This is a genomic window from Methylobacterium longum (genome assembly GCF_022179385.1).
Lineage (GTDB): Bacteria > Pseudomonadota > Alphaproteobacteria > Rhizobiales > Beijerinckiaceae > Methylobacterium > Methylobacterium longum.
In genome coordinates this window covers 1-20,059 of the sequence record NZ_BPQS01000072.1, presented here as the reverse complement: position 1 = coordinate 20,059, position 20,059 = coordinate 1, and the positions used below count along the sequence as shown (strand labels likewise).

The window sequence follows — 20,059 nt, the reverse complement described above, 5'->3', positions numbered from 1 at the left end:
TCGGAAGGGTCAGCAATCCGGCTGATCCTCGACCGCGCCGGCCGCCGAACATCCGGGGCGCGTCCGCTTGGCTGAAGTCGGTGACGGTGCCGCATTCAATCGAGCTCCAGCGAGGCAGAGATACCGCCGGGCAGCGTGCAATCTATCGCAGCAATGCAACTTCTGATTAGTATCGTCACGGTAGCTTGGGGCGTTCCGGCGCTCAGCGAGGCTCCCGATGTACCGCGCCCTTGCGTGTCTGACCGATGAGCATACCCCGTGGGTGCTGCCGCTGGCCGCCTGCGTCTGCTGGATCTCCTGCTACGTCGCGCTGCACCTGGAGCAGCGCGTCAGGTCCGGTCGCTCGTGGGCTCTGGCATGGCTCCTCGCCGCCAGCTTCTCGGCCGGCGCGGGGATCTGGAGCACCCATTTCATCGGCATGCTGGGCTACGACCCCGGCGTCGTCGTCGGCTACGAGGCGGCGACGACGCTGCTCTCCCTGATCGTCGCCGTCACCGCGTCCCTGGGGGCCTTCACTCTGGTGCGCGCCGCGCCACCGGGCGCGGCCTGGGCGGGCGCCATCGCGGGCCTGATCCTCGGGGGCGGAATCGCCTGCATGCACTTCCTCGGAATCGCGGGCGTGGTGCTGCCCGGCCGTTTCGCGTGGGACACCACCCTCGTGATCCTGGCGATCGCCCTCGGCTGCGGCCTGTCGGCCACCGCTTTCGCAATTCATATTCGCCGCGCGGACCCGAGAACGCGGATGATCGCCGCCACCGTCCTGACGAGCGCCATCGCGGGCCTGCACTTCACGGCCATGGCGGCGGTCCGCGTCCTTCCGGATCCCGCCTTCGCGACGCCGGATCTCGGGCTCGCGCGGGGCGCGCTCGCCGGCGGCATCGCCGGCCTCATGGCGGTGATTCTGGCCTTCGCGGCCCTGGCACTGATGCTGGACCACCTGCGAACGATGAACGCCGCTCTGTCCGGCCAGGGCATCGTCCTGCGGGAGAAGACGCTGCTGCTGGATGCGACCCTGGACAGCATGGATCAGGGACTCATCATGGTCGATGCCCGCGGCATCGTGCAGGTGTGCAACGAACGCGCCTTGGCGCTGCTGGATCTGCCGCGCGCCATGATGCAGGAGCGTCCGAGCTACAGGGCCGTCCTGCGACACCAGTTGCGCAACCGCGAGCGCAATCGCACCGACCGGTCGTTCCGCGATTGGATCGAGCGCGGCGGGTCGGAGCAGGCCCACGTCCACGAGCGCCTGCGGCCCAACGGCCTCGTGCTGGAGATCCGCACCGTCCCGCTTCGGGATGGCGGATTCGTGCGCACCTTCACGGACATCACGCAGCGCAAGAACGCCGAGGCGGAGATCGCCCGCATGGCCCGGCACGACATCCTGACCGGCCTGCCGAATCGCGGCCTGTTCCGCGAACTCCTCGACAAGCGCCTCGCCGGGATCGCGGCCCGTGGCGAGACCGCGGCCGTGCTGTACCTCGATCTCGACGGCTTCAAGGGCGTGAACGATACCCTCGGTCACCAAGTGGGCGACGCGCTGCTCTGCGCCGTGGCGGAGCGATTGCAGTCGGCGGTGGGCAACGACATCGTGGCCCGGCTCGGCGGCGACGAGTTCGCCATCCTGCTGGCCGGCGGCCAGCGGCAAGCCACCGACGTCGCCGCGCGTCTCATCGCGCTGTTCGAGGCGCCGCTCCCGGTCGGTGACCTGCGCGTGGGTGTCGGCCTGAGCGTCGGCATCGCCCTGGCGCCGGAGCACGGCTCCAACGCCGAATGCCTGTACCGGCGCGCCGATCTGGCCCTGTACCGCGCCAAGGCCGAGGGGCGCGGCACCTTCCGCGTCTTCTCGGTCGACATGGACGACGAGGCGGAGGAGCGCCGGGCCCTCGAGAGTGAACTGCGGCAGGCCTTGGCGGACGGCTTGCTCAGCCTGCACTACCAGCCGCAGGTCGACGGTGCCTCCGGCCGGCTCGTGGGGTTCGAGGCGCTGGTGCGCTGGCTGCACCCGTCGCGCGGCCAGATCCCGCCCACCGTGTTCGTGCCGCTGGCGGAGGAGAGCGGGCTCATCGTCGCGCTGGGCGACTGGGTTCTGCGCGAGGCCTGCCGCGAGGCGGCGACCTGGGCGCCTGAACTGAAAGTCTCGGTCAACCTGTCACCGCGCCAACTCCTCAAGCCGGACCTGCCCGAGACCGTGCTGGCGATCCTCGCCGAGACCGGCCTATCGCCGGACCGGCTGGAGCTGGAGGTCACGGAGAGCGTCATCATCAACGACATGTCGCGGGCGATCGGCATTCTCCGGCGCCTGAAGAGCTTCGGCATCCGCATCAGCATGGACGATTTCGGCACCGGCTACGCGTCGCTGGCGACCCTGCACGCCTTCCCGTTCGACAAGATGAAGATCGACCGCTCCTTCGTGGCCCAGCTCGAATCCGATCCCCAGGCCGCCGTGATCGTGCGGGCCGTCCTGAGCCTGGGACGCAGCCTCCGGATGAGCGTCGTCGCCGAAGGTGTCGAGACCCCAGCGCAGCGGCGGTTCCTGGCCGACGAGGCATGTGGCGAGATGCAGGGGTACCTGTTCGGCAAGCCGGCCCCCATCGGCGATTTCGCCGACATGCTCGGCGTTGCCGACCGAAGCGGCGCCCTCGCGGCCCCTGCGGTCAAGGTCGCCTGATCGCGGATCGACCGAGCGATCGACGGGGGGCCCAGACTTCGGCACCCGCGGAGCTCGGGATTAACCGGATACTCAATCCTAAGTAGAAATAGTAAGCGGCCCGACACACTCTCTGATTGCAACCAGGGGTTGGGCCAAGCATAGTGATCATGGGCGCGGATAAGCGCTGAACCGATCATCACGCCGTGCCCATCGCGGCAGACTGATGTTCAAGTCAGCTAAGCCCGCCCGCTCGGGTCGCAGTTTCAGAGAGCATAACTCAGGAGAATACTATGCAGACGACCGCTCCCTCCGTCGAACTCGCCGCAAAGATCCTGAGCGCCTACGTCACGAAGAACAGCATTCCGATGGGATCGCTGCCGACCCTGCTGTCCGAAGTTCACCGCTCGATCACGGAGCTCGACAAGCAGCCGGCGATCCAAGCCAAGCGTCTGACGGACGCGCAGATCCGCGCCTCCATCCGTCCCGACATGCTCATCAGCTTCGAGGACGGCAAGCCGTACAAGGCGTTGCGCCGCCACCTGACCCTGCGCGGCCTGACCCCGGAGGCCTACAAGGCCAAGTGGGGTCTGCCGGTGGATTATCCCCTGGTCTCCGCCACCTACAGCGCGCGCCGCTCGCAGATCTCCCGCGAGATCGGCCTCGGTCAGCAGCGGCGGTTGAAGAAGGTGGCGGCCTGAACGTGCGAGGCTCTGCCTCGAACGGACGATCGCGGCGAGGACGGCGTGGCGCATCGGGCGCCGCGACCGTTCGCGCCCGACAGCCGACTCACTGCACGCTCCGGTGCGTTCGCCGTGGCAGTCCCAAGCCTCGTCCTTGCGCACGCGTTGAACGGATTGCTAGGGGGCGCGCCGAGCGGGCGACCCGGACTTCGGCGTGCGGGCACGCGCGGTCCGGCCAGAGTCACGAGCGTGCGAACGAGGTGCAGCCGCTTCCGGTCCGGCGCGGCGTCCGGCCCTGCCATCCCCTGACTTGGCACAACTTGTGAGAGAGAAACGGACGGGCCGATTCAATCCTCATTAACCAAGCCGGTTGATTGTATCACATAGCGCGGCTCGATCACAGGTTGTTGTCGGGTGAGCGCAGTCGAGTACGATGCGGCTGAACGGCGATGGCCTTTGACTTGTCTGCGGTCCAAAACCCAGTGCCCCGGCGCGCCGGTTCATCCAGGATCGCCGTCGCGGCGCTGCTGATCTGCGCTCCGATACTCGGCGGGTGCATGTCGAGCCGGCCGCAGACCGCCGCGGGCGCCCGGCCCGACGTGACCCAGACCGGCTCGATCCCCGAGGCGCTGCCGCCGACCGTCGTCGCCGCAGCCCAGGAGGAAGTCGGGCGCACCATGCGCCTCGGCCTCGCGCATTATCGCCTCAACGTCGGCGACAATGTCGAGGTCTCGTTCCTGATCGATTCCAGCGTGGTCCAGCCGACCTACCGGCTCAATCCGAGCGACGAGTTCGACGTCGATTTCCGGACCCACCCGGAATACAACCGCACGGTGATCGTCCGGCCGGACGGCAGGATCTCGCTGCCGGGCAAGAACGGCATCAAGGTCGCGGGCCTGTCGCCGGAGGCGGCCGCCGCGCTGATCAAGAGCACCTACGACGACGTGCTGATCGATCCCGTCGTCACGGTGATGCTGCGCCGGTTCCGCACCGTGACCGACGATTTCCGCGATCTCACCCAGCGGGCCGACATGGGCCGGGTGAAGGTCCTGGCGATCGAGCCGGACGGCAAGATCAACCTGCCGATGGTCCCGGCGGTCCAGGCCGCCGGCCGGACGGTGCACGAAGTCGCCGGCAGCCTCAACGCCGCCTACAAGCACCAGCTCGCTTCGGTGACGACGAGCGTGCGCCTTGCGAGCCTCGTCCCGGCCAACACCATGGTATTCGGCGAGGTGCGCGCCCCCGGCCCCGTCACCCTGCAGGGACCCCGCACCCTGGCGCAGGTCTTGGGCTCGGCGGGCGGCGTCCTGCCGACCGCCGCGGGCGAGGCGGTGCGCATCATCCGCTTCGACGCGGAGGCCGCCGGAAGCGTCCGCATCGTCGATATCGGTCAGCCGGGCTTGGCCGATTCCATCGTCGTGCCGCCCAACGCCACCGTCTACGTGCCGCCCTCGCTGCTCGCCAAGACCGCCCGCGCCGTCGACCTCGTGGTGCGCCAAATCCTGCTGTTCAACGGGACCGGCTTCGGGGTCAACTACATCACCGGGCCGGCCGCCAGCACCTCGACCACCGCATCCGTGAGGTCCGGCACGTGACGCCCTCGCGGCCCTGTTCCGACACATCCGGCCGGTCCTGCTGATCCTGGTCGCGGCGATCCTGGGGGCCGGGATCTACCTGCTGCTGACGCCGGCCGAGTACACGGCCGACGCGAAGCTGATCATCCGCCTCGGGCGCGAGAAGGCGGGCGCCCCGCTCCAGGGCGGCGCCAACCAGAACTACATGTTCTCGGAGCGCGCGCAGAACGTGAACAACGAGGTCGAGATCCTGCGCGACCCCAGCATCGTGCGCGACGAATTCGCGGCCCTGAAGGCGATCACGCCCACCGGCGATCCCGGCCCGCCTCCCGAGGACTGGGCCGACTGGCTCATCTACCAGGGGCGCCAGGCGATCCGTGGCGCGAAGGCGATCAAGACCTGGGTGGTCGACACGGTGCGGGTCCCCTTCGAGGCGGTGGGCCTGCTGCGCCATCTCACCCCGGACGAGAAACTCTACGAGGCCTATCTCGCGGCCTTCAAGGTCATCTTCGTCAAGGAGACGGACGTCATCCTGACCGGCTTCACCTGGACGGAACCGCATTTCGCCGCCCAGGCACTCAACCGGCTGCTCGACGCCTACAAGCGCCGGCACGTGGAGGTCTACGCCGACGAGACCCCCGCCTCCTTCTACCAGAGCAAGCTGGAGCGCGCCCGGGCCGACCTCGCCGCCATCGACGCGCAGCTGGCCACCTATCTCAAGGGCAACAACACCGCGAGTTTCGAGATCGAGCAGCAGAACGACCTCGGTACGTTGGCCGAGTTCGCCAAGCAGAAATCCGCCGCGCAGATCGAGCGCGAGGTCGTCGAGACACGGCTCAAGCGCACCCGCGAGGCCGGCCCCGATCGCTGGCAGCCGACCCCGCCCGACGCCGACCCGACGGTCACGGCCTTCGATCAGCGCTGGGCGGATCTCAAGACGAAGCGCGCCGAACTCGCCGTGCGCTTCCGGCCGACCGCGCCCGAATTCGTGAGCCTGGACCGCGACCTCGCGGCGCTGTCGCGGCAGAAGCATCTGGCGCTCATCGCCGCCGACACGGCGAAGCTCGCCGTGCTAGCCGAGCGAATCCAGAGCATCACGGCGATCGAGCAGAACCGCCGCAAGGCGGCGATCGGCCAGAGCGACGCCGCCCTCGCCTATGGACGCCTGGCGCAGCAGAAGAGCCTGCTCACCGAAGAGATCACCGAGTCCCAGAAGCGGATCGACGCGCTGAGGACCGGCACCGGCCTCGACGCCCAGGCCGTCACCTCCTCGGCGCTGGTGGCGCGCGCCGTCCCGCCGCGACTGCCCTCCGGCCCGAACCGGCCGCTGATCCTCGGCCTCGCGGCCGGGCTCGGATTGCTGGCGGCGCTCGCCTACGTCGCCCTCGCCGAGATCCTGGCCCAGACCTACCGCAGCGCCGCCGAGGTCGCCCGCTCCCTGCGGGTGCCCGTTCTGGCCGCGGTGCCGCTGCAGACCGGAGCCGCCGCATGATCGTCGCCGCCACCGTCACGAGGATCGACCCGGCCGTCCTGGAGCCGGCCCTGATCCAGCTCAACCGCCAAGCGGCGCGGTTGCGCCGCGTCGGCATCACCGCGGTCCAGCCTGGCGAGGGGGTGAGCACCCTGGCCCGCGAACTCGCCGGCGCCTACGCCCGGCGCGACCGCAACACCGTGCTGATCGAGGCCAACTGGTCCCGGCCGTCGCTGGCGAAGGCCTACGGCTTGGCCGGCCGCCCGGGTTTCGCCGACATCGTCGTCGGCGAAGTGTCGCCGAGCCGCGGCGTCCACGCGGTCGCCGACGGCTTCAGCGTCGTGCCCGCGGGGAGTGCTGCGGCGATTCGACGGGCGACGCTGGATGACGGCCGCGTCGAGGACTTTCTGGCGCTCGTCGACGAGCGCTTCGACCTCGCCATCGTGGATTGCGAGCCCATCACCGAGATCGGCGACGCGGCCGCGCTCTCGCCCTTCGTGGACGGCTTCATCGTGGTCATCGGCGCCGAGCGGACCCGCCGGGCCGTCGCGCAGAGGGCCTTGGCCGACCTGAAGGCCGCAGGCGGCGCCCCGCTCGGAATCGTCCTCAACCGCACCCGGAGGCCCATCCCGAAATGGCTGTACCGGTGGCTCGGGTGAGCACCGTCCCCGCCCGCGCGCTGCGGATCCTACCCGTCGCGGGGATCGGCTTCGCGGCGGCGGCCGCGGCCGTCGCCCTGAGCGCGGCGCCGCTGAAATTCGCCGTGGTCGGGCTCGCGGCGGCCTCCGGCGGCGTGGGCGCCCTGGTCCTCGGACGACGCTACCGCCTGACGCCGCTCCTGCTCGTCGCCCTCGCGGTCGGTCTGACCGTGAAGCTCGACGTGAGCTTCGCCCAGCATTTCGAGGCGGTCGGGCAGTACCTGCCGAGCATCGGCGGCGGCGCCGGCCTCACGGTGAGCGTCGCACTCCTCGTCGCCGTGGCGCTGATCGTCGCCAAGCTGACGGGCCTCGGCGAGCGCGTCCCCGGCCTGCGGCTCGACCGACCCCTCGTGCTGACGCAGATCGGCTTCCTGGTCGCGGGCCTGCTCTCCCTCGCGAACGCCACCGACACGGCCTACCTCTGGTTCGACATGTGGCGTTTCCTCGGCCTGCTGCTGGTCTCGATCGCCGTGTCGAACCTGTCGGAAGCCGACATCCGGACCCTCGCGCTGGCGATCTGCGCCCTGTGCCTCGTGCAAACCGCGGTGGCGGGCCTCCAATACGTGTCGGGCTCGGAACTCGGCCTCTCGGTCCTGGGTGAGGAGCAGATCGTCGAGGAGAACATCAACTTCTCCGCGCAGCGTCGCGCCGGCGGCCTGAAGGTTCATCCCAACATCCTCGGCTACTACTACGAATTCGTCTGGCCGCTCGCGCTGGCGCTCGCGCTGTCGCGCGGACCGATGCTCCTGCGCCTCGTCGGGGCGGCGGGTGCCCTGTCGGCGCTGGGCGGGGTCGTGCTGACCCTGTCGCGGGCCTCGTGGCTCACCTTCCCGCTCTCGGCCGCGCTCCTGATACTGCTGGTCTACCGCGACCGGCTGTTCTCCCGGAGCAGCCTGCTCGTCTTCGGCCTCGTGGCCGTGATCGGCGCGATCGCGGGGATCTATGCCGGCCCGCTGATCTGGGAGCGTCTCACCGCCGACGACGGCGGCTCGGCGGCCCAGCGCGGGCCGCTGAACGCGGCGGCTCTGGCCCTGTTCGCGCGGTTTCCGATCGTCGGGGTCGGCCTGAACAACTTCGGCAACCAGTTCGCGATTCTCGACCAGACCGGTCTGTCGCGGCTGGCTGGCCTGTTCGACCGGTCGAACCACGTGGTGCACAACCTGCACATCCTGATCCTCACCGAGGTCGGAATCGTCGGCTACGCCGCATTCGCGCTGGTGTTCGCCGTAGGCATCGCCCGCGGCTTCCGCGCGGCGCGCCGCGCGCCGGTCGGCGATCCCCTAGCGGCCATCGCGGCGGCCTGCGCGGTGGGGCTGATCGCCCATCTGCTGCACGGTCTGGTCGATCCGGGCTTCCGCTTGAACCTCGGTATCGCCGAACTGCTCTACACGGGCCTCGGGCTGATCGCCGCAATACGGGCGGCGCAGCGGCGGCGGGCGATCGGCGTGCGCCGGCCAACCGTGCCCTCGGCCCGGCCCGCGACACCGCAATCCCCCTCTCCTGCGCCGAGGCGCGTCGCGTCGCGTCCCGGCAGCACCCTGGGAGCAGCTGTCCCGGAGACGCGCTCTCCCCTCAGAGCACGCGGAGACCGCGCATGAGCCCCGTCGGCCTGAGCGTCCTGATCGTCACCTACAATGCCGGCCGGGACATCGACACCTGCCTGGAACTCCTGGCGGCGAGCCGGATCGAACGGCCCTACGAGGTCATCCTCGTCGACAACGCTTCGACGGACGGCACACCGGAGCGCGTGGCCCAAGCCTTCCCGCGGGTGCGGGTGATCGCCGAGCGCACCAACCACGGCTTCGCGGGCGGCAACGCCGTCGCGCTGGCGCACGCGACCGGCGAGACGATCCTGCTCCTCAACCCGGATGCGTTCCTGCGCGACCCGGAGGCACTGCCGGGCCTGATGGCCCATCTCGACGCGCATCCGGAGCTCGGCGCGGTCGGCCCGCGTCTGACCTTCCCCGACGGGGCGCATCAGGTCGGCGATGCCGGCTACGAGCCGCGCCCGCTCTCGATCCTGGTGCACGCCGGTGGCCTGTCCGGGCGCTTCGGCCTGCGCGGCCTCTACCTCGCGAGCCGCCAGGCCGGCGGCCGCCAGGCCCTGGACGTCGATTGGATCTGCGGCGCCTGCCTCCTCCTGCGCCGGTCGGCGATCGATGCCATCGGTGGGCTCCGGAGCCCGATGTTCCTGTACGGCGAGGACGTGGACTGGGGTTGCCGCCTGCGCGATGCCGGCTGGCGGGTCGCCTACCTGCCGGGCATCGCCGTCGTTCACCTTCAGGGCGGCTCGGGGAGCACCCGCTCGGCCCGCTGGCTCGACGGGCTGGCGGCGATCTACCGCCTGCGCAACGCCGGGCGCGCCCTGTCGTCGCCGGCCTTCTTCTCAGGCCCGCTCCGGCTCGGATTCACCCTGCGGGCCCTGGCCTACGGCGTCGCGGCCCGGCTGCGCGGGCAGCCGGACCTCGCCCGGAAGGCCGAGGACATGCGCAGGTTCGCCGGCCACCTGCGCAGTCTTCGACAATGAAGACCCTGTCTTTCACCGCTTCTTGCGGATGAAGACCATGTGGTATCCCTTGAACGGGCCCGGCGTCAGCCGGAACAGCAGCTCCCAGAACTTGCCCAGGACGATGTTCTCGCCATGATAGAACGGCTGCCCGTCGAAACTGTAGGTGAAGTGCTCGAACCGATCTGTTGGGAAAAGCCGCTTCCGCGCCGCCTCCGTGTTCATCGTGTAGAGCGGCACGAACGAGTCGATCTCGACGCGCCGCGGCTCGACGAGGCGCAGCACCCGGGCGTGCAGGCGCTTCGGGACGAGCCGCGCGCCGACCCCGACATAGCCCCAGCGGTTGGGCGTCCAGGCGCAGAGCCAGCCGCCGGGGGCCAGCACCCGGCCGAGTTCAGTCGCCGTGACCTCGGGATGCTCGATATGTTCGAGGACCGAGAAGGCCGAGATCAGGTCGAAGCTCCCGTCCGGGAACGGCAGGACGCCGTCATGGCCGATCAGCCGGACCTCGTCGGCCGACTTGTTGCCGAGGACCGCCTCGTCGACGTCGCAGGCGATCACCTGGGCGCAGCGGCCCCGGAAATCCCCGAGGTGCCGTCGCAATGGCACCGGATCATCGCTCCACTTGCCGCGCCCGGCGCCGAACTCCATCACCCGCATGTCGGGCTTGAGCAGCGCGTTGACGCGGACGATGTACTCCATCCGGTGGTCGTGCCGGGAGTAGCCCCCGGCTTCCATCTCCCGGAACAGGCGCTGTTCGACCGTGACCATTCCTCAGGCTCCTCCGACAACGTTGCGCGTCGCGCGCGGGTGAAGGCGGACGGGCCGGGCGAGCGCCCGGCGGTGGCGATCCTCGGCACCCGCGGGGTGCCGGCGGCGCACGGGGGATTCGAGACCCTGGCGGAGCGGCTCGCGCTGGAGCTCGTGGACCGGGGCTGGCGGGTCGAGGTCTACTGCCAGGTGCGCGAGCCGACGCCGCCGACGTTGTGGCGCGGCATCACGCTGATCCCGGTGGCGGTCCGGGGCGACGGCGCCGTCTCGACGATCCTGTTCGACCTGAAATGCACCCTGAAGGCCGCCTTCCGGCCGGCCCTGCCGCTGGTGCTCGGCTACAACACGGCGGCGTTCTCGCTGCTGTACCGGCTCACGGGCAAGCGCAGCGTGATGAACATGGACGGCATCGAGTGGCGGCGCGACCGCTGGTCGAAGCCCGCCAAGGCCTGGTTCTGGCTGAACGAGCGCTTCGGCAGCCTGTTCTCGACGCATCTGGTGGCGGATCACCCGGAGATCGCCAGGCATCTCGCCCGCAGGACCTCGCCCGCCCGGATCACCACCATCGCGTACGGGGCCGATTCCGTCCTGGACGCGCCCCTCGACCCGCTCAAGCCCTTCGGCGTGCGGCCGCGGGGGTACGGGCTCCTGATAGCCCGGGTCGTGCCCGAGAACCTCGTCCTCCAGATCGTTCGAGCCTGGAGCGAGATCCGCCCGGGCCTGCCGCTGGTCGTGCTCGGGAAGCTGGACGCCGCCGACCCCTATCACCGCTGCGTGCGGGCCGCGGCGGGGCCGGACGTGATCTTCGCCGGTGCCATCTACGAGGCCGAGACGGTCGCCGCGCTGCGGCTCCACGCCCGCTTCCACATCCACGGCCACACGGTCGGCGGCACGAATCCCTCCCTGGTCGAGGCACTCGGTGCGGGATCGCCGATCCTGGCCCACGACAATCCGTTCAACCGCTGGGTGGCGGGTGACGAGGCCATCTATTTCGGCGACGAGACCGAGTTGCGCCGCGGCATCCTCGCCGTCGTGCGCGCCGCGCCGAAGCGACTGGACGCCATGTCGGCCGCCTCCCGCCGGCGGCACGCCGAGGCCTTCGAGTGGCGCGGCATCTTCGATGCCTACGAGGGCGTTCTGCGCCGGCATCTCGCCCGCGCGCGTGCGCCGAGACGCGCCTGGCGCAGGAAGGTCGGACGGGAGCAGACCCCCGTCTGACATCGATGTCCCGGTCGCCGGGCGGCGACGCTCAGTCTCAGGCCGCATGACCTTCCTCCGAAGCCGGGCGGGTGCTGCGGAGTTGACGCTGCGCCAGCATCGTCACCGTTCCGGTGGGTACGTCCCGGAGGGTGCAGACGCCGATGCCGATCGTCGCCCCGTCGCCGATCGCGACGGCGCCCTGGACGGCCGCGTGGGCGCCGACCACGACGCCGTCGCCGAGGCGGGGCACGTCCGCCGTGATCGGTCGGTCGAGGGGTATCCAGTTCCGCGGGCCGACGAGGGTCCCGGGCAGCAGGACGAGGTCCAGGCCCGCCTGTGCACAGAACGCCACCCGTGCGGGGTGCGGGACGAACAGGCCGGGCCCGATCCGCGAGCCCGGATGGAGGCTCGCACCCGTCAGACGAAGGGACAGGTCGGCGACGAGGGCGGCCGAACGACGCCAGCCGCGGCCGTACAGCAGGTGTGCCGTCCGGTGCAGGATCGCGACCTGCATCGCCGGAAGGGTCAGGTGCATCAGGCGGCGGAGCCGGGGGGTCGGCTTGCCGCCCGTGGTCTGGCGGAGGACGCGGGCGAAATCGGCGGCCAGCAGGCGGCGGATGTCGGCGACGCTGTCCTGCGCCGGCTCCGGCGATCCGGCATCCGGAACTGCGCGGGCGGTGCTCATGCCGCGGCCCCGCGGCCCGGAAGGGGGCGCCAGGGTTGCGGCATCACCTCGCTGCGCGGGTCCACGTCCTTGAGGATGATCGCGCGAGGGCCGATCCGGGCCGCGTCGCCGACGCGCACCGCCCCGAGCACGATCGCGCCCGCTTCCATGACGACGCCGTCGCCGAGGACCGGCAGGCCCGGGCCGCCGCCGATGTCCCGATCCGGTTCCTTGAGCAGGCCGCCGATGGAGGCATGCGTCCCGAACGCGACGTCCCGGCCGACTGCCCCGGCGATGACCGAGCCGTAAGGGTTCGGAATGAGCAGCCCGCCGGCAATCCGGCTCGAGGGTGGAATGTCGGCGCCGGTCCACCAGCCGTTGATCAGCCACAGCAGCCACGCCGCCATCCGCCAGCCCCGCTCATGGGCGTAGCGCGACAGCCGGTAGAGGCAGGCCGCGTGGTAGCCCCGCCGCAGGGTCGCGGAGCCGTAGCCACGGCGGCGCCAGTGCGCCCGGTCTGCGGCGAGGGCCGTGCGCAACTCCCCCCAACGCTGGCGCCGCGCCGGCGGGGCTTCCGGTCCGTGGGTGAGCGACAGCCCATGGCCGTCCATGGTGTCGGACATACGCAGTCCTCCGCATCTCAATTCACGACATCTATGCAACCATAAATTGAAGATGTGGTTGCAAGCCATACGCAACCTGCCACGATGCAATCGTAAGGCGAGTTAATCAGTCAGGCTTCACCGGAAGATGTATCGCTTAGTAAACAGATCGTTCGGGCGCGGCCGGCTCGGCGGGTTGCGTTACGGGGCCAACCTGCTCGGACAGGCCGCCGGGCGCGGCCTCTACTTGGCCGCGGGCTTCGCCGCCTTCGTGATGATCGGCCATGCCGCCGGGCCGGAGGTACTGGGCCGGTACGGCCTCGCCCTGGCCGTCCTGGCCGTGGCGCTCATCGCCGCGGATTTCGGCACAACCCTGACCTTCGGCGCGCGACTGGGAGCGGTCGGTCCGGAGATGCGGGCCACCGAATTCGGCCGGATGCTCTCGGCGCGGCTGATCCTCGGGCTCGGTTCCGGCACGGTGCTGCTCTGCCTTCTGCCGCTGCTGCCGGGCGCGATACGTCCGTCGCTCGCCTTCGCCGGCCTGCTGATGCCGCTCACAGCCGCCCGCTTCCTCGACGCGCTGTTCCAGGTGTGCGAGCGTCCGAGCTGGTCCGTCTGGCCCTCGCTCGCGAATGCCGCGACCCTGATCGGCGGCACCGCACTCGCACTGTGGTTGCAGCTTCCGGAGCCCGCCCTGAGCCTCGTCGCGGTCGCGGCCGGCATCACCTACGGCGTCGTCGGGCTGTCGCTCGCCGGGCGCCTCGTCGCCGCCCGCCCGGCGTCCCTGTCGGATGGCCTGGCGACGATCCGGGCGGCCGCAGGCGTCGGGATCTCCAACGCCCTCGGCTCGCTCAACGGGCGCATCAGTCTCATGATGCTGGCCGCCTTCGCGGGTGCCGTCGAACTTGGGCAGTTCACCGCCGGCTTCCGCGTCTTCGAACTCGGCGCCGCGGTGGCCATCACCCTCTGCGCGCCCCTGGTACCGGTCTTCGGCCGCGCGGTCGGGACGCCCGCCGGGCGGTCGGCCGGGGGCTTGGAGGCCCTTCGGACCCACGTGCGGATCGCGCTGACCGTGATCGTCGGCGCGGCCTGCGCGTGCGCCGTGGCGGCCTGCGCCCTCGCCGAACCGCTGGTGCGGCTCGCCTTCGGCTCGGATTTCGGCGGCGCCGTTCCGGTCGTGCGCGTCGCCACCGTGATGAGCGTCCTGCTGATCGCCGCCACGATCCTGTTCGCCGGCCTCGTGCCCCTGGGGCGGACCGCCTTCGCCGTCCGCGGCAGCGCGGCGGCCTGCGCGACCAATCTGATCGCCTGCACCCTGCTGATCCCGCGGGATCCGCTGATCGGGGCGGCCGGCGCCGCCCTCCTGGCCGAGGCCGCGATGCTCCTCGTCCTCGTCCACGCCTTCTGGCGGGAGGCCGGCCCGCCCCTGGAACTCGCGACCGTGCCGCTCCTGGCAGGACCGGGGCTCGCGACCGCCTTCGCCTGGGCAGCCTTCCCCGCGCCTCTCGCACCGGTGACGGTGCCGGCCGTGGCGATCCTGTCGGCGGCCGCCGCCGCGTGGCTCTGCCTGCGCCGCGTCCCCGCCCAGACCGTCCCTCTCACAGTGTCGGAAGCCTCGTCATGAGCGACGCCCCCGTGCTCTCGGTCATCATCCCGACCTACAACCGCGCCGACACGCTGCGCCTGTGCCTGCGGGCCTTCGACCGGCAGGAGACTGATGCGCCCTTTGAGGTTGTGGTCTGCGACGACGGCTCAACCGACGGCACCGGCGCGACCATCAGCCGGGCAGTCGCCACCGCCCGGGCGCCGGTGGTCCATCTCCGGCAGGAGAATGCCGGCGCCAACGCCGCCCGCAACCGCGCCATCGCGGCCGCGCGCGGCGCACGCCTTCTGATCGTCAACGACGACACGATTCCGGCCCCCGACCTCGTCGCGGCCCATCTCGCCGCGCATGCGCGGCGGGGTGGGCGCGAGACCGCGATCCTGGGGCGCATGACCATCGATCCGGCGCTGCCGTTCTCGCCGTTCTCGGCGCTCCATCACGACGCCTCCTACGACGCCCTCGTTGGCCGGGAGGAGGTCGGCTGGGACGCGTTCCTGACCTGCAACGTCAGCATCGACCGGGGATTCCTGGACGAGACCGGCGGCTTCGATCCGAAGCTGTTCTGGCACGAGGATATCGAACTCGGCGAGCGGCTGGCCCGACGCGGCATGCGCCTGTTCTACGCGCCGGAGGCCCTGGGCTACCATCACCATCTCCTCGACGAATCGGCCTATCTGCGGATCGCCGAGCGCGAGGGGGCGGCCCTGGTGCTGTGGTACCGCAAGCGCCCCGATCTCGTGGCGGATCTCACCCGGCTCGGCCTCGTCGGCCCCCCGCCCCTCGGCGCGGCCGCGCGCCACCGCGTCGCCGACCTCGCGATGCCGACGGCCCTTCTGCCCGGCTGGCAGATGGCGGCGCGCACCCTGACCCGCATCAGCCCGGAAGCGGGCCGCACCGTCTGGCGACGGCTGTTCCAGCGTCGCAAGCGCCTCGCCATCGCCCGCGCGCTGGCGGCGTGAGATGATCCGGATGCGTCCCGTCCCGACCCTCGCCCTGCTCCTCCTTCCGGCCCTGGCTGCCTGCCAGGCCGCCGACGCCGGGTCCCAGCAATCCATCTTGGTCGATCCCGCGGGCGGCAGCCTGCCGGGCTACCGGACGGTGGCGCGGCTCGCCGACGTCCCCTTCACGAATCTCGGTCCCGGCTCTCAGGTGCTGGTCCGCGGCGGCAGCTACGGCGAGGTGGTGATGATCGGCGCCCGCGGCACGGCCGAGGCACCGGTCACCATCACGGCGGAAGCCGGGACGCGGCCCGTGCTGTCGAATTCGGTGGTGTTCGAGAAGGCCGCCTACGTCTCGATCTCGGGCCTGACCGTGCAGGGCGCCGTGAATTCCGGCTTCATCATTCGCCGCGGGTCGAGCCACGTGACGGTCGCGGACTCCACCGTGACCCGGTCGGGGCTCGGAATTTGGATCGGCGACGGTGCCGGCGCCGGCCACCGGATCACCGGCAACACGCTCGCCGACAACCAGACCCACGGCGTCGCCGTCGACGTGATCAACGCACCGCCCGAGGACCCGAGCTACATCCTGTCGAACACCGTGACGGGCAGCGGCATCCACGGGATGGAGATCAACGGCTCCGGCTACGTGGTCGAGGGCAACCGCGTGTCCGGCAACGGCGTCGCGATGTCGGGGACGTCCGGCATCCACGTCTACGCCAAGGACGCCGCCCAGGACGCGGGCGACCGCAACGTCATCCGATACAACATCGTCACCGGCCAGAAGGAAACCACCGGCCAGGACGGCAACGGCATCCAGATCGACCAATGGTGCGACGGCAACACCGTCGCGTTCAACGTCGCGGCCGACAACGACGGCGCCGGGATCAACCTGTTCGACGCCGGTTCGAACAGCGTGGTGAACAACACCGTCACCGGCAACATGCGCGATGCCGGCGGGAAGCACGTCTACCGCGGCGAGATCGTTCTGGCCTCCGACTACACCCAGAAGATCGACCGCACCTCCGACAACCGGGTGCTGAACAACATTGCCTACGCCACGCGTCCCGGTGTCTCCGCCATCGTGGTCGAAGCGACCACCATCGACAACGGCAATGCGCTCGGGCCGAACTTCGTCGGCAGCGCCGCCGGCGCTCCGCTCTACCGCTGGGGCACCGCGGCCACCAGCGACGGGGCGAGCCTGCCGCTCGGCGGCCGGGCTCCCGACCTCGCCGGTTCGCCGGGCTTCCGGGACGCCGCCAGCCCGCTGGCCGGCGGCCTCGCCCTGACCTCATCCCCCGCCCGCGCCGGCATTCCGCTCGGCGCGCCCCGCGACCTCGCTGGCCGGCCCTATGCCGACGGCGAAGCCCCGACCTTTGGCGCCTACAGGAGCCCGTAACATGCTTCGCATCGGCATCGACGCGCACGTGCTCACCGGCAAGCCGCAGGGCAGCCGCACATGGCTCGTCAACATCATCGGGCGCGCCGCCGCACGGCACCCGGATGCCACCTACGTGGTCTACTCGACCGATCCGGTGGCCTGCGCCCGCATCGTCTCGGGCAGCAACATCGAACACCAGCGCCTGCCGCGGGTGCCGGCCGCCCTTCGGCTCCTCGCGGTCTGGCCCTGGCTGTTCCTCCGCGACCGGCTCGACGGACTACTAACCACCTACATCGCGCCGCCGCTGGTGCCGGGGGACCGGCAGGTGGTGGTGGTGCACGACATCCTGTTCGAGACCCATCCCGAATTCTTCCCCTGGCCGATGCGCTGGCGGAACAAGATCCTGACCCGGCTCTCCGCCCGGCGGGCCAAGCTGGTCCTGACCATCTCGGACTACAGCCGCGATTCCATCGCCAAGGTCTACGGCATCGAGCGGAACCGGATCGCCGAGGTGCGTTGCGGCTCGACGCCGCCGCAGACCGGCACCGAGCGGTCGCCGCTCACGGACGGCCGACCATACCTGCTGATGGTCGGCCGGCTGGAGCCGCGGAAGAATCTCGGCCTCGTCCTCGACGCCTTCGCGCGCCTGCCGGAGGGCGCGGCCCGACTGATCGTGGTCGGCACGGGCGATGGCGAGCGGCCGGAGACCCTCGAGCGGCTCGCCCGCACGCCGGATGCGGTGCACATCGCCGGGATCGACGACCGTGGCCTGTCCGACCTCTACGCGAGAGCCGCCGCCCTGGTCTTCCCCAGCCGCGGCGAGGGCTGGGGCATCCCGGTGCTCGATAGCCTCGCCCGGGGGACGCCGGTGATCGCCTCCAGCCTGACCGCCATCCCGGAGGCCGGCGGCAGCGCGGCGAGCTACTTCGACCCCGACGCACCCGATCGGGTCGAGCGCCTTGCCGAACTGATGGGAGACGCCATCGAGGGCCGGCTCCCCTTCGACGCCGGCGCCGCGAGAGAGCACGCCGCCCGCCACGACTGGGACGGGCCGGCCGCCACCTTCGTCGACCTGATGCGCCGCAGCTTCACGGCCCGCACGCACATCCGCGACCTGCTGCTGCCCGTGCCGCATCTGCGGGGTTGACGCGACTCGCGCGTGATCGGGGGCCCGGAGGACCGCGTACGGGGGCGATCGGCGGATGGGCATCGACGGGCCGGTTCCACCGCGGTCGTCCGGGGGAGGTTCGTCGCGATCCGTCCGCCGGTGCGGTCGCAGACCCTCGACCTGCGAGCCGCGCTACCGGGGGGCCTCGGCGATGACGCGCTTGCCGGATCGGCAGGGGAAGAACAGGCTGACGAACCAGAACAACGCCACCGCACCAACGGCGGCGGCACTCCCGACTAACGGGCTCAGGGCCATCGCGACGATGATCCCGTGATTGAGCAGCAGCGCGAAGGCGACGATCGCACCCAGCGCGGCGGCGATCGACGCGCGTATGATGCAGCACTCGGATGGTTGCATGGCCGTACCTCCTCGTCACATACAACCAGTGCGAGCAATTTGCGATCCATCATTCAACGTGAAGAAGTACTTACGCGTCATGGCGAGGGGTTCGTCCAGCGTGCCGACTGCGTCGTCGGTTCGGTGCTCTGCCACCGTCCCCGTATGTCCGATGACGATTGGCCGACAGGGGAACCTCCGTACTCCGCAGCGCGGTCCGCACCTGACCGCGGGTTGATAGGAGCCGACCCGCACTTATACTACCTGGAGTTGCAAAAGTTGCGGAGAGCGCGGGAGGTGTGCCCGATGTCACAGGCCTGCGCTGCGAATCGAAGGCGGCCGCTGTCGCGTGCCGTGACGGGTTGCGAGATGGTCGTGCTCGCGCCGTTCATACTCCTGAGCACGATGTTCATCGTCCTCATGCTGCCCATCACGATACTGGCCGTGCCGGCGCAGTTGATCGTGAATGCGCACACCGATGCTTATTGTCGGTTCGTCGCAAGGCTTCTGGTTTTCGCCGCGATCAATGCCGTTGTCGTTCCGGCCGCGGTGGCATACGCGTTCTGGCAATAGCCTCCAGCGGCGATAGTTGTTTCACTCGCCGCGTCGCTGCCAAGGCGCCCACATCGCTCGAAAGTCGCAGAATCTCGGCGCGATCGTGCGGCGTCTGCACGAGGTCGCGGCGGCAGCTCCGGATGGAGACAGTCTCGTGCGCGGGCATGCTCATCCCATCGCATGGCGCTCATCCTGTTGCTTGAACGCGCATCATGCTGTCGTGAAGACGACGCCGAGCTTGTTTCCGATCCTCCAGAGGACGCGACAGGGCCGCGGCGGTGCGTGCTCCGAGACCATCAGCGTGAACCGTCGTGGAAACTCCTTCGGGACGCTCGCCTCGATCTTGGCCCCGAAATCGTTTGTCTTGAGCGTCACGCAGAGGATCGCGTCGCGCTGTCCATCGAGGAAGATCCGGCCCCGGCTCCTGACACCCGGCAGCGGCTCGAGGCAGCGCTCCCCTCCCATGACCGGCACTCCGCTCCCTTGCGGCAGCCATTTATCCGTACCGGTGTTAAAACTTTCAGTTGTATCATTGGCTCCGCTGGCAACCGGTGGCGGAGGGGTCGAGGATGTCAGGCCTTGCGCGGCTGCTCGGTGACCGAACGGACAAAATCCAGGCAGGCCCGCCGATCGCGCAGATCGTGGACGTCTTCGAAGGCCGTCAGCAGCTCCAACGTATCGTGAAGGGTTTCCGCGTTCGCGTGCCGGTCCGACAAAGCCGAGACCTCAATCCCGAGGGCGTCGGCAATGCGTTGCAGGATCGGACGATCGATGTTTCGCGTGACGGTCATTCGAGTGCTCCGGACCGAACAGGTACGGATTGAGGCACGCGACCGCTTTGAACGACACGAAACAGACTTCCGGACCTGCAAGAGGTATGTGGATGGACACCGCCCGGTGTCCGTGTGTTTGAGCGCCTACGGCCGGCATGGGCCGTGTCAAGCGACCGGTCTATTCCGATCGAACGGTTCCTTGGAACCCGACCCCGGGTCGGCGGGACGCGATCCGATGCGACCCGCTCGACCTCCTACAGATTACCGCTTCCGCGTTGCTCCCCCGGCTGCGCGTCGAACACACCACACAACCACTTCGAATGGGCGATCAAGGTTTAGGCTCGGAACTTACATGGAGTTTTAGCGAAAACCAAGAGCTGTGTTTCACCACGCGGACCAGGGCAGGTCCACAGGGACCCGTGATCATCGAATGCGGTCGATCACCGTTCCGAATGCATGTTCGTTGTTCGATCGTCGCGTCCGACTTGG

19 protein-coding genes are annotated in these 20,059 nt (G+C 70.0%); 13 read left to right on the top strand and 6 right to left on the bottom strand.

What is annotated here, in order from left to right:
• Positions 1-217: 217 nt before the first annotated feature.
• From MFF58_RS29565 to MFF58_RS29535, 7 genes are all read left to right on the top strand, one after another.
• Positions 218-2,668 (top strand): bifunctional diguanylate cyclase/phosphodiesterase, encoded by a 2,451-nt coding sequence (locus tag MFF58_RS29565; RefSeq protein WP_238293594.1) that lies wholly within the window; start codon positions 218-220, stop codon positions 2,666-2,668.
• A gap of 272 nt (positions 2,669-2,940) precedes the next feature.
• Positions 2,941-3,348: a Ros/MucR family transcriptional regulator gene (locus MFF58_RS29560; protein WP_238293592.1), complete on the top strand. Its 408-nt coding sequence runs from the start codon at positions 2,941-2,943 to the stop codon at positions 3,346-3,348.
• A gap of 539 nt (positions 3,349-3,887) precedes the next feature.
• Positions 3,888-4,925 carry a polysaccharide biosynthesis/export family protein gene (locus MFF58_RS29555; RefSeq protein ID WP_238293590.1) on the top strand — a complete coding sequence of 346 codons (1,038 nt, stop codon included), beginning with the start codon at positions 3,888-3,890 and terminating at the stop codon, positions 4,923-4,925.
• A 184-nt stretch (positions 4,926-5,109) separates the two neighbouring features.
• Complete coding sequence (locus MFF58_RS29550; protein WP_238293588.1) at positions 5,110-6,396, top strand: GumC domain-containing protein; 1,287 nt, start codon at positions 5,110-5,112, stop codon at positions 6,394-6,396.
• Positions 6,393-7,034, top strand: a complete 642-nt coding sequence (locus MFF58_RS29545) for a CpsD/CapB family tyrosine-protein kinase (RefSeq protein ID WP_238293586.1) — start codon at positions 6,393-6,395, stop codon at positions 7,032-7,034. The genes MFF58_RS29550 and MFF58_RS29545 overlap by 4 nt, the downstream gene beginning before the upstream one ends.
• Positions 7,031-8,671 (top strand): O-antigen ligase family protein, encoded by a 1,641-nt coding sequence (locus MFF58_RS29540; protein WP_238293584.1) that lies wholly within the window; start codon positions 7,031-7,033, stop codon positions 8,669-8,671. Before MFF58_RS29545 ends, MFF58_RS29540 begins: the two co-directional genes overlap by 4 nt.
• Entirely contained in the window at positions 8,668-9,600 is a 933-nt protein-coding gene (locus MFF58_RS29535) for a glycosyltransferase family 2 protein (RefSeq protein ID WP_238293582.1), read from the top strand. Before MFF58_RS29540 ends, MFF58_RS29535 begins: the two co-directional genes overlap by 4 nt.
• A gap of 12 nt (positions 9,601-9,612) precedes the next feature.
• Here MFF58_RS29535 and MFF58_RS29530 read toward each other — a convergent pair whose 3' ends face one another.
• On the bottom strand, positions 9,613-10,350 hold the full coding sequence (locus MFF58_RS29530; protein WP_238293580.1) for a class I SAM-dependent methyltransferase: 738 nt from the start codon (positions 10,348-10,350) through the stop codon (positions 9,613-9,615).
• 72 nt (positions 10,351-10,422) lie between these two features.
• Here MFF58_RS29530 and MFF58_RS29525 point away from each other — a divergent pair, with 72 nt between their 5' ends.
• Positions 10,423-11,568, top strand: a complete 1,146-nt coding sequence (locus MFF58_RS29525; RefSeq protein ID WP_238293578.1) for a DUF1972 domain-containing protein — start codon at positions 10,423-10,425, stop codon at positions 11,566-11,568.
• A gap of 37 nt (positions 11,569-11,605) precedes the next feature.
• Here MFF58_RS29525 and MFF58_RS29520 read toward each other — a convergent pair whose 3' ends face one another.
• Positions 11,606-12,235, bottom strand: a complete 630-nt coding sequence (locus tag MFF58_RS29520) for a serine O-acetyltransferase (protein WP_238293576.1) — start codon at positions 12,233-12,235, stop codon at positions 11,606-11,608.
• On the bottom strand, positions 12,232-12,837 hold the full coding sequence (locus MFF58_RS29515; RefSeq protein WP_238293574.1) for a serine acetyltransferase: 606 nt from the start codon (positions 12,835-12,837) through the stop codon (positions 12,232-12,234). The genes MFF58_RS29520 and MFF58_RS29515 overlap by 4 nt, the downstream gene beginning before the upstream one ends.
• Before the next feature lie 127 nt (positions 12,838-12,964).
• Between MFF58_RS29515 and MFF58_RS29510 the strand changes: the two genes are divergently transcribed.
• The 4 genes from MFF58_RS29510 to MFF58_RS29495 are packed head-to-tail and all read left to right on the top strand — an operon-like array spanning position 12,965 to position 17,885.
• The gene (locus MFF58_RS29510) at positions 12,965-14,440 is read left to right on the top strand and encodes a lipopolysaccharide biosynthesis protein (protein WP_238293572.1); all 1,476 of its coding nucleotides are present in this window, start codon (positions 12,965-12,967) and stop codon (positions 14,438-14,440) included.
• Entirely contained in the window at positions 14,437-15,378 is a 942-nt protein-coding gene (locus tag MFF58_RS29505) for a glycosyltransferase family 2 protein (protein ID WP_238293570.1), read from the top strand. The genes MFF58_RS29510 and MFF58_RS29505 overlap by 4 nt, the downstream gene beginning before the upstream one ends.
• A gap of 10 nt (positions 15,379-15,388) precedes the next feature.
• Positions 15,389-16,756 carry a right-handed parallel beta-helix repeat-containing protein gene (locus tag MFF58_RS29500; protein WP_238293568.1) on the top strand — a complete coding sequence of 456 codons (1,368 nt, stop codon included), beginning with the start codon at positions 15,389-15,391 and terminating at the stop codon, positions 16,754-16,756.
• Position 16,757: 1 nt separating this feature from the next.
• Positions 16,758-17,885, top strand: coding sequence for a glycosyltransferase family 4 protein (locus MFF58_RS29495; protein ID WP_238293566.1), 1,128 nt, complete (start codon positions 16,758-16,760; stop codon positions 17,883-17,885).
• Positions 17,886-18,038: 153 nt separating this feature from the next.
• Here MFF58_RS29495 and MFF58_RS29490 read toward each other — a convergent pair whose 3' ends face one another.
• Positions 18,039-18,263 carry a hypothetical protein gene (locus MFF58_RS29490; RefSeq protein WP_238293564.1) on the bottom strand — a complete coding sequence of 75 codons (225 nt, stop codon included), beginning with the start codon at positions 18,261-18,263 and terminating at the stop codon, positions 18,039-18,041.
• Between the two features lie 285 nt (positions 18,264-18,548).
• Here MFF58_RS29490 and MFF58_RS29485 point away from each other — a divergent pair, with 285 nt between their 5' ends.
• Complete coding sequence (locus MFF58_RS29485) at positions 18,549-18,815, top strand: hypothetical protein (protein ID WP_238293562.1); 267 nt, start codon at positions 18,549-18,551, stop codon at positions 18,813-18,815.
• 192 nt (positions 18,816-19,007) lie between these two features.
• On the opposite strand, the gene MFF58_RS29480 is transcribed toward MFF58_RS29485, so the two are convergent.
• A complete protein-coding gene (locus MFF58_RS29480; RefSeq protein ID WP_238293559.1) occupies positions 19,008-19,262 on the bottom strand; it encodes a pilus assembly protein PilZ in 255 nt (84 codons plus the stop codon).
• A 107-nt stretch (positions 19,263-19,369) separates the two neighbouring features.
• On the bottom strand, positions 19,370-19,588 hold the full coding sequence (locus MFF58_RS29475) for a hypothetical protein (RefSeq protein WP_238293557.1): 219 nt from the start codon (positions 19,586-19,588) through the stop codon (positions 19,370-19,372).
• Positions 19,589-20,059: the final 471 nt, after the last annotated feature.

Coding starts and splice junctions, on each gene's coding strand:
- MFF58_RS29560 (WP_238293592.1), top strand. CDS start 2,941: ATGCAGACGACCGCTCCCTCCGTCGAACTCGCCGCAAAGATCCTGAGC.
- MFF58_RS29495 (WP_238293566.1), top strand. CDS start 16,758: ATGCTTCGCATCGGCATCGACGCGCACGTGCTCACCGGCAAGCCGCAG.
- MFF58_RS29475 (WP_238293557.1), bottom strand. CDS start 19,588: ATGACCGTCACGCGAAACATCGATCGTCCGATCCTGCAACGCATTGCC.
- MFF58_RS29565 (WP_238293594.1), top strand. CDS start 218: ATGTACCGCGCCCTTGCGTGTCTGACCGATGAGCATACCCCGTGGGTG.
- MFF58_RS29500 (WP_238293568.1), top strand. CDS start 15,389: ATGCGTCCCGTCCCGACCCTCGCCCTGCTCCTCCTTCCGGCCCTGGCT.
- MFF58_RS29505 (WP_238293570.1), top strand. CDS start 14,437: ATGAGCGACGCCCCCGTGCTCTCGGTCATCATCCCGACCTACAACCGC.
- MFF58_RS29485 (WP_238293562.1), top strand. CDS start 18,549: ATGTCACAGGCCTGCGCTGCGAATCGAAGGCGGCCGCTGTCGCGTGCC.
- MFF58_RS29535 (WP_238293582.1), top strand. CDS start 8,668: ATGAGCCCCGTCGGCCTGAGCGTCCTGATCGTCACCTACAATGCCGGC.
- MFF58_RS29550 (WP_238293588.1), top strand. CDS start 5,110: ATGTTCTCGGAGCGCGCGCAGAACGTGAACAACGAGGTCGAGATCCTG.
- MFF58_RS29510 (WP_238293572.1), top strand. CDS start 12,965: ATGTATCGCTTAGTAAACAGATCGTTCGGGCGCGGCCGGCTCGGCGGG.
- MFF58_RS29515 (WP_238293574.1), bottom strand. CDS start 12,837: ATGTCCGACACCATGGACGGCCATGGGCTGTCGCTCACCCACGGACCG.
- MFF58_RS29545 (WP_238293586.1), top strand. CDS start 6,393: ATGATCGTCGCCGCCACCGTCACGAGGATCGACCCGGCCGTCCTGGAG.
- MFF58_RS29490 (WP_238293564.1), bottom strand. CDS start 18,263: ATGCAACCATCCGAGTGCTGCATCATACGCGCGTCGATCGCCGCCGCG.
- MFF58_RS29530 (WP_238293580.1), bottom strand. CDS start 10,350: ATGGTCACGGTCGAACAGCGCCTGTTCCGGGAGATGGAAGCCGGGGGC.
- MFF58_RS29555 (WP_238293590.1), top strand. CDS start 3,888: ATGTCGAGCCGGCCGCAGACCGCCGCGGGCGCCCGGCCCGACGTGACC.
- MFF58_RS29480 (WP_238293559.1), bottom strand. CDS start 19,262: ATGGGAGGGGAGCGCTGCCTCGAGCCGCTGCCGGGTGTCAGGAGCCGG.
- MFF58_RS29520 (WP_238293576.1), bottom strand. CDS start 12,235: ATGAGCACCGCCCGCGCAGTTCCGGATGCCGGATCGCCGGAGCCGGCG.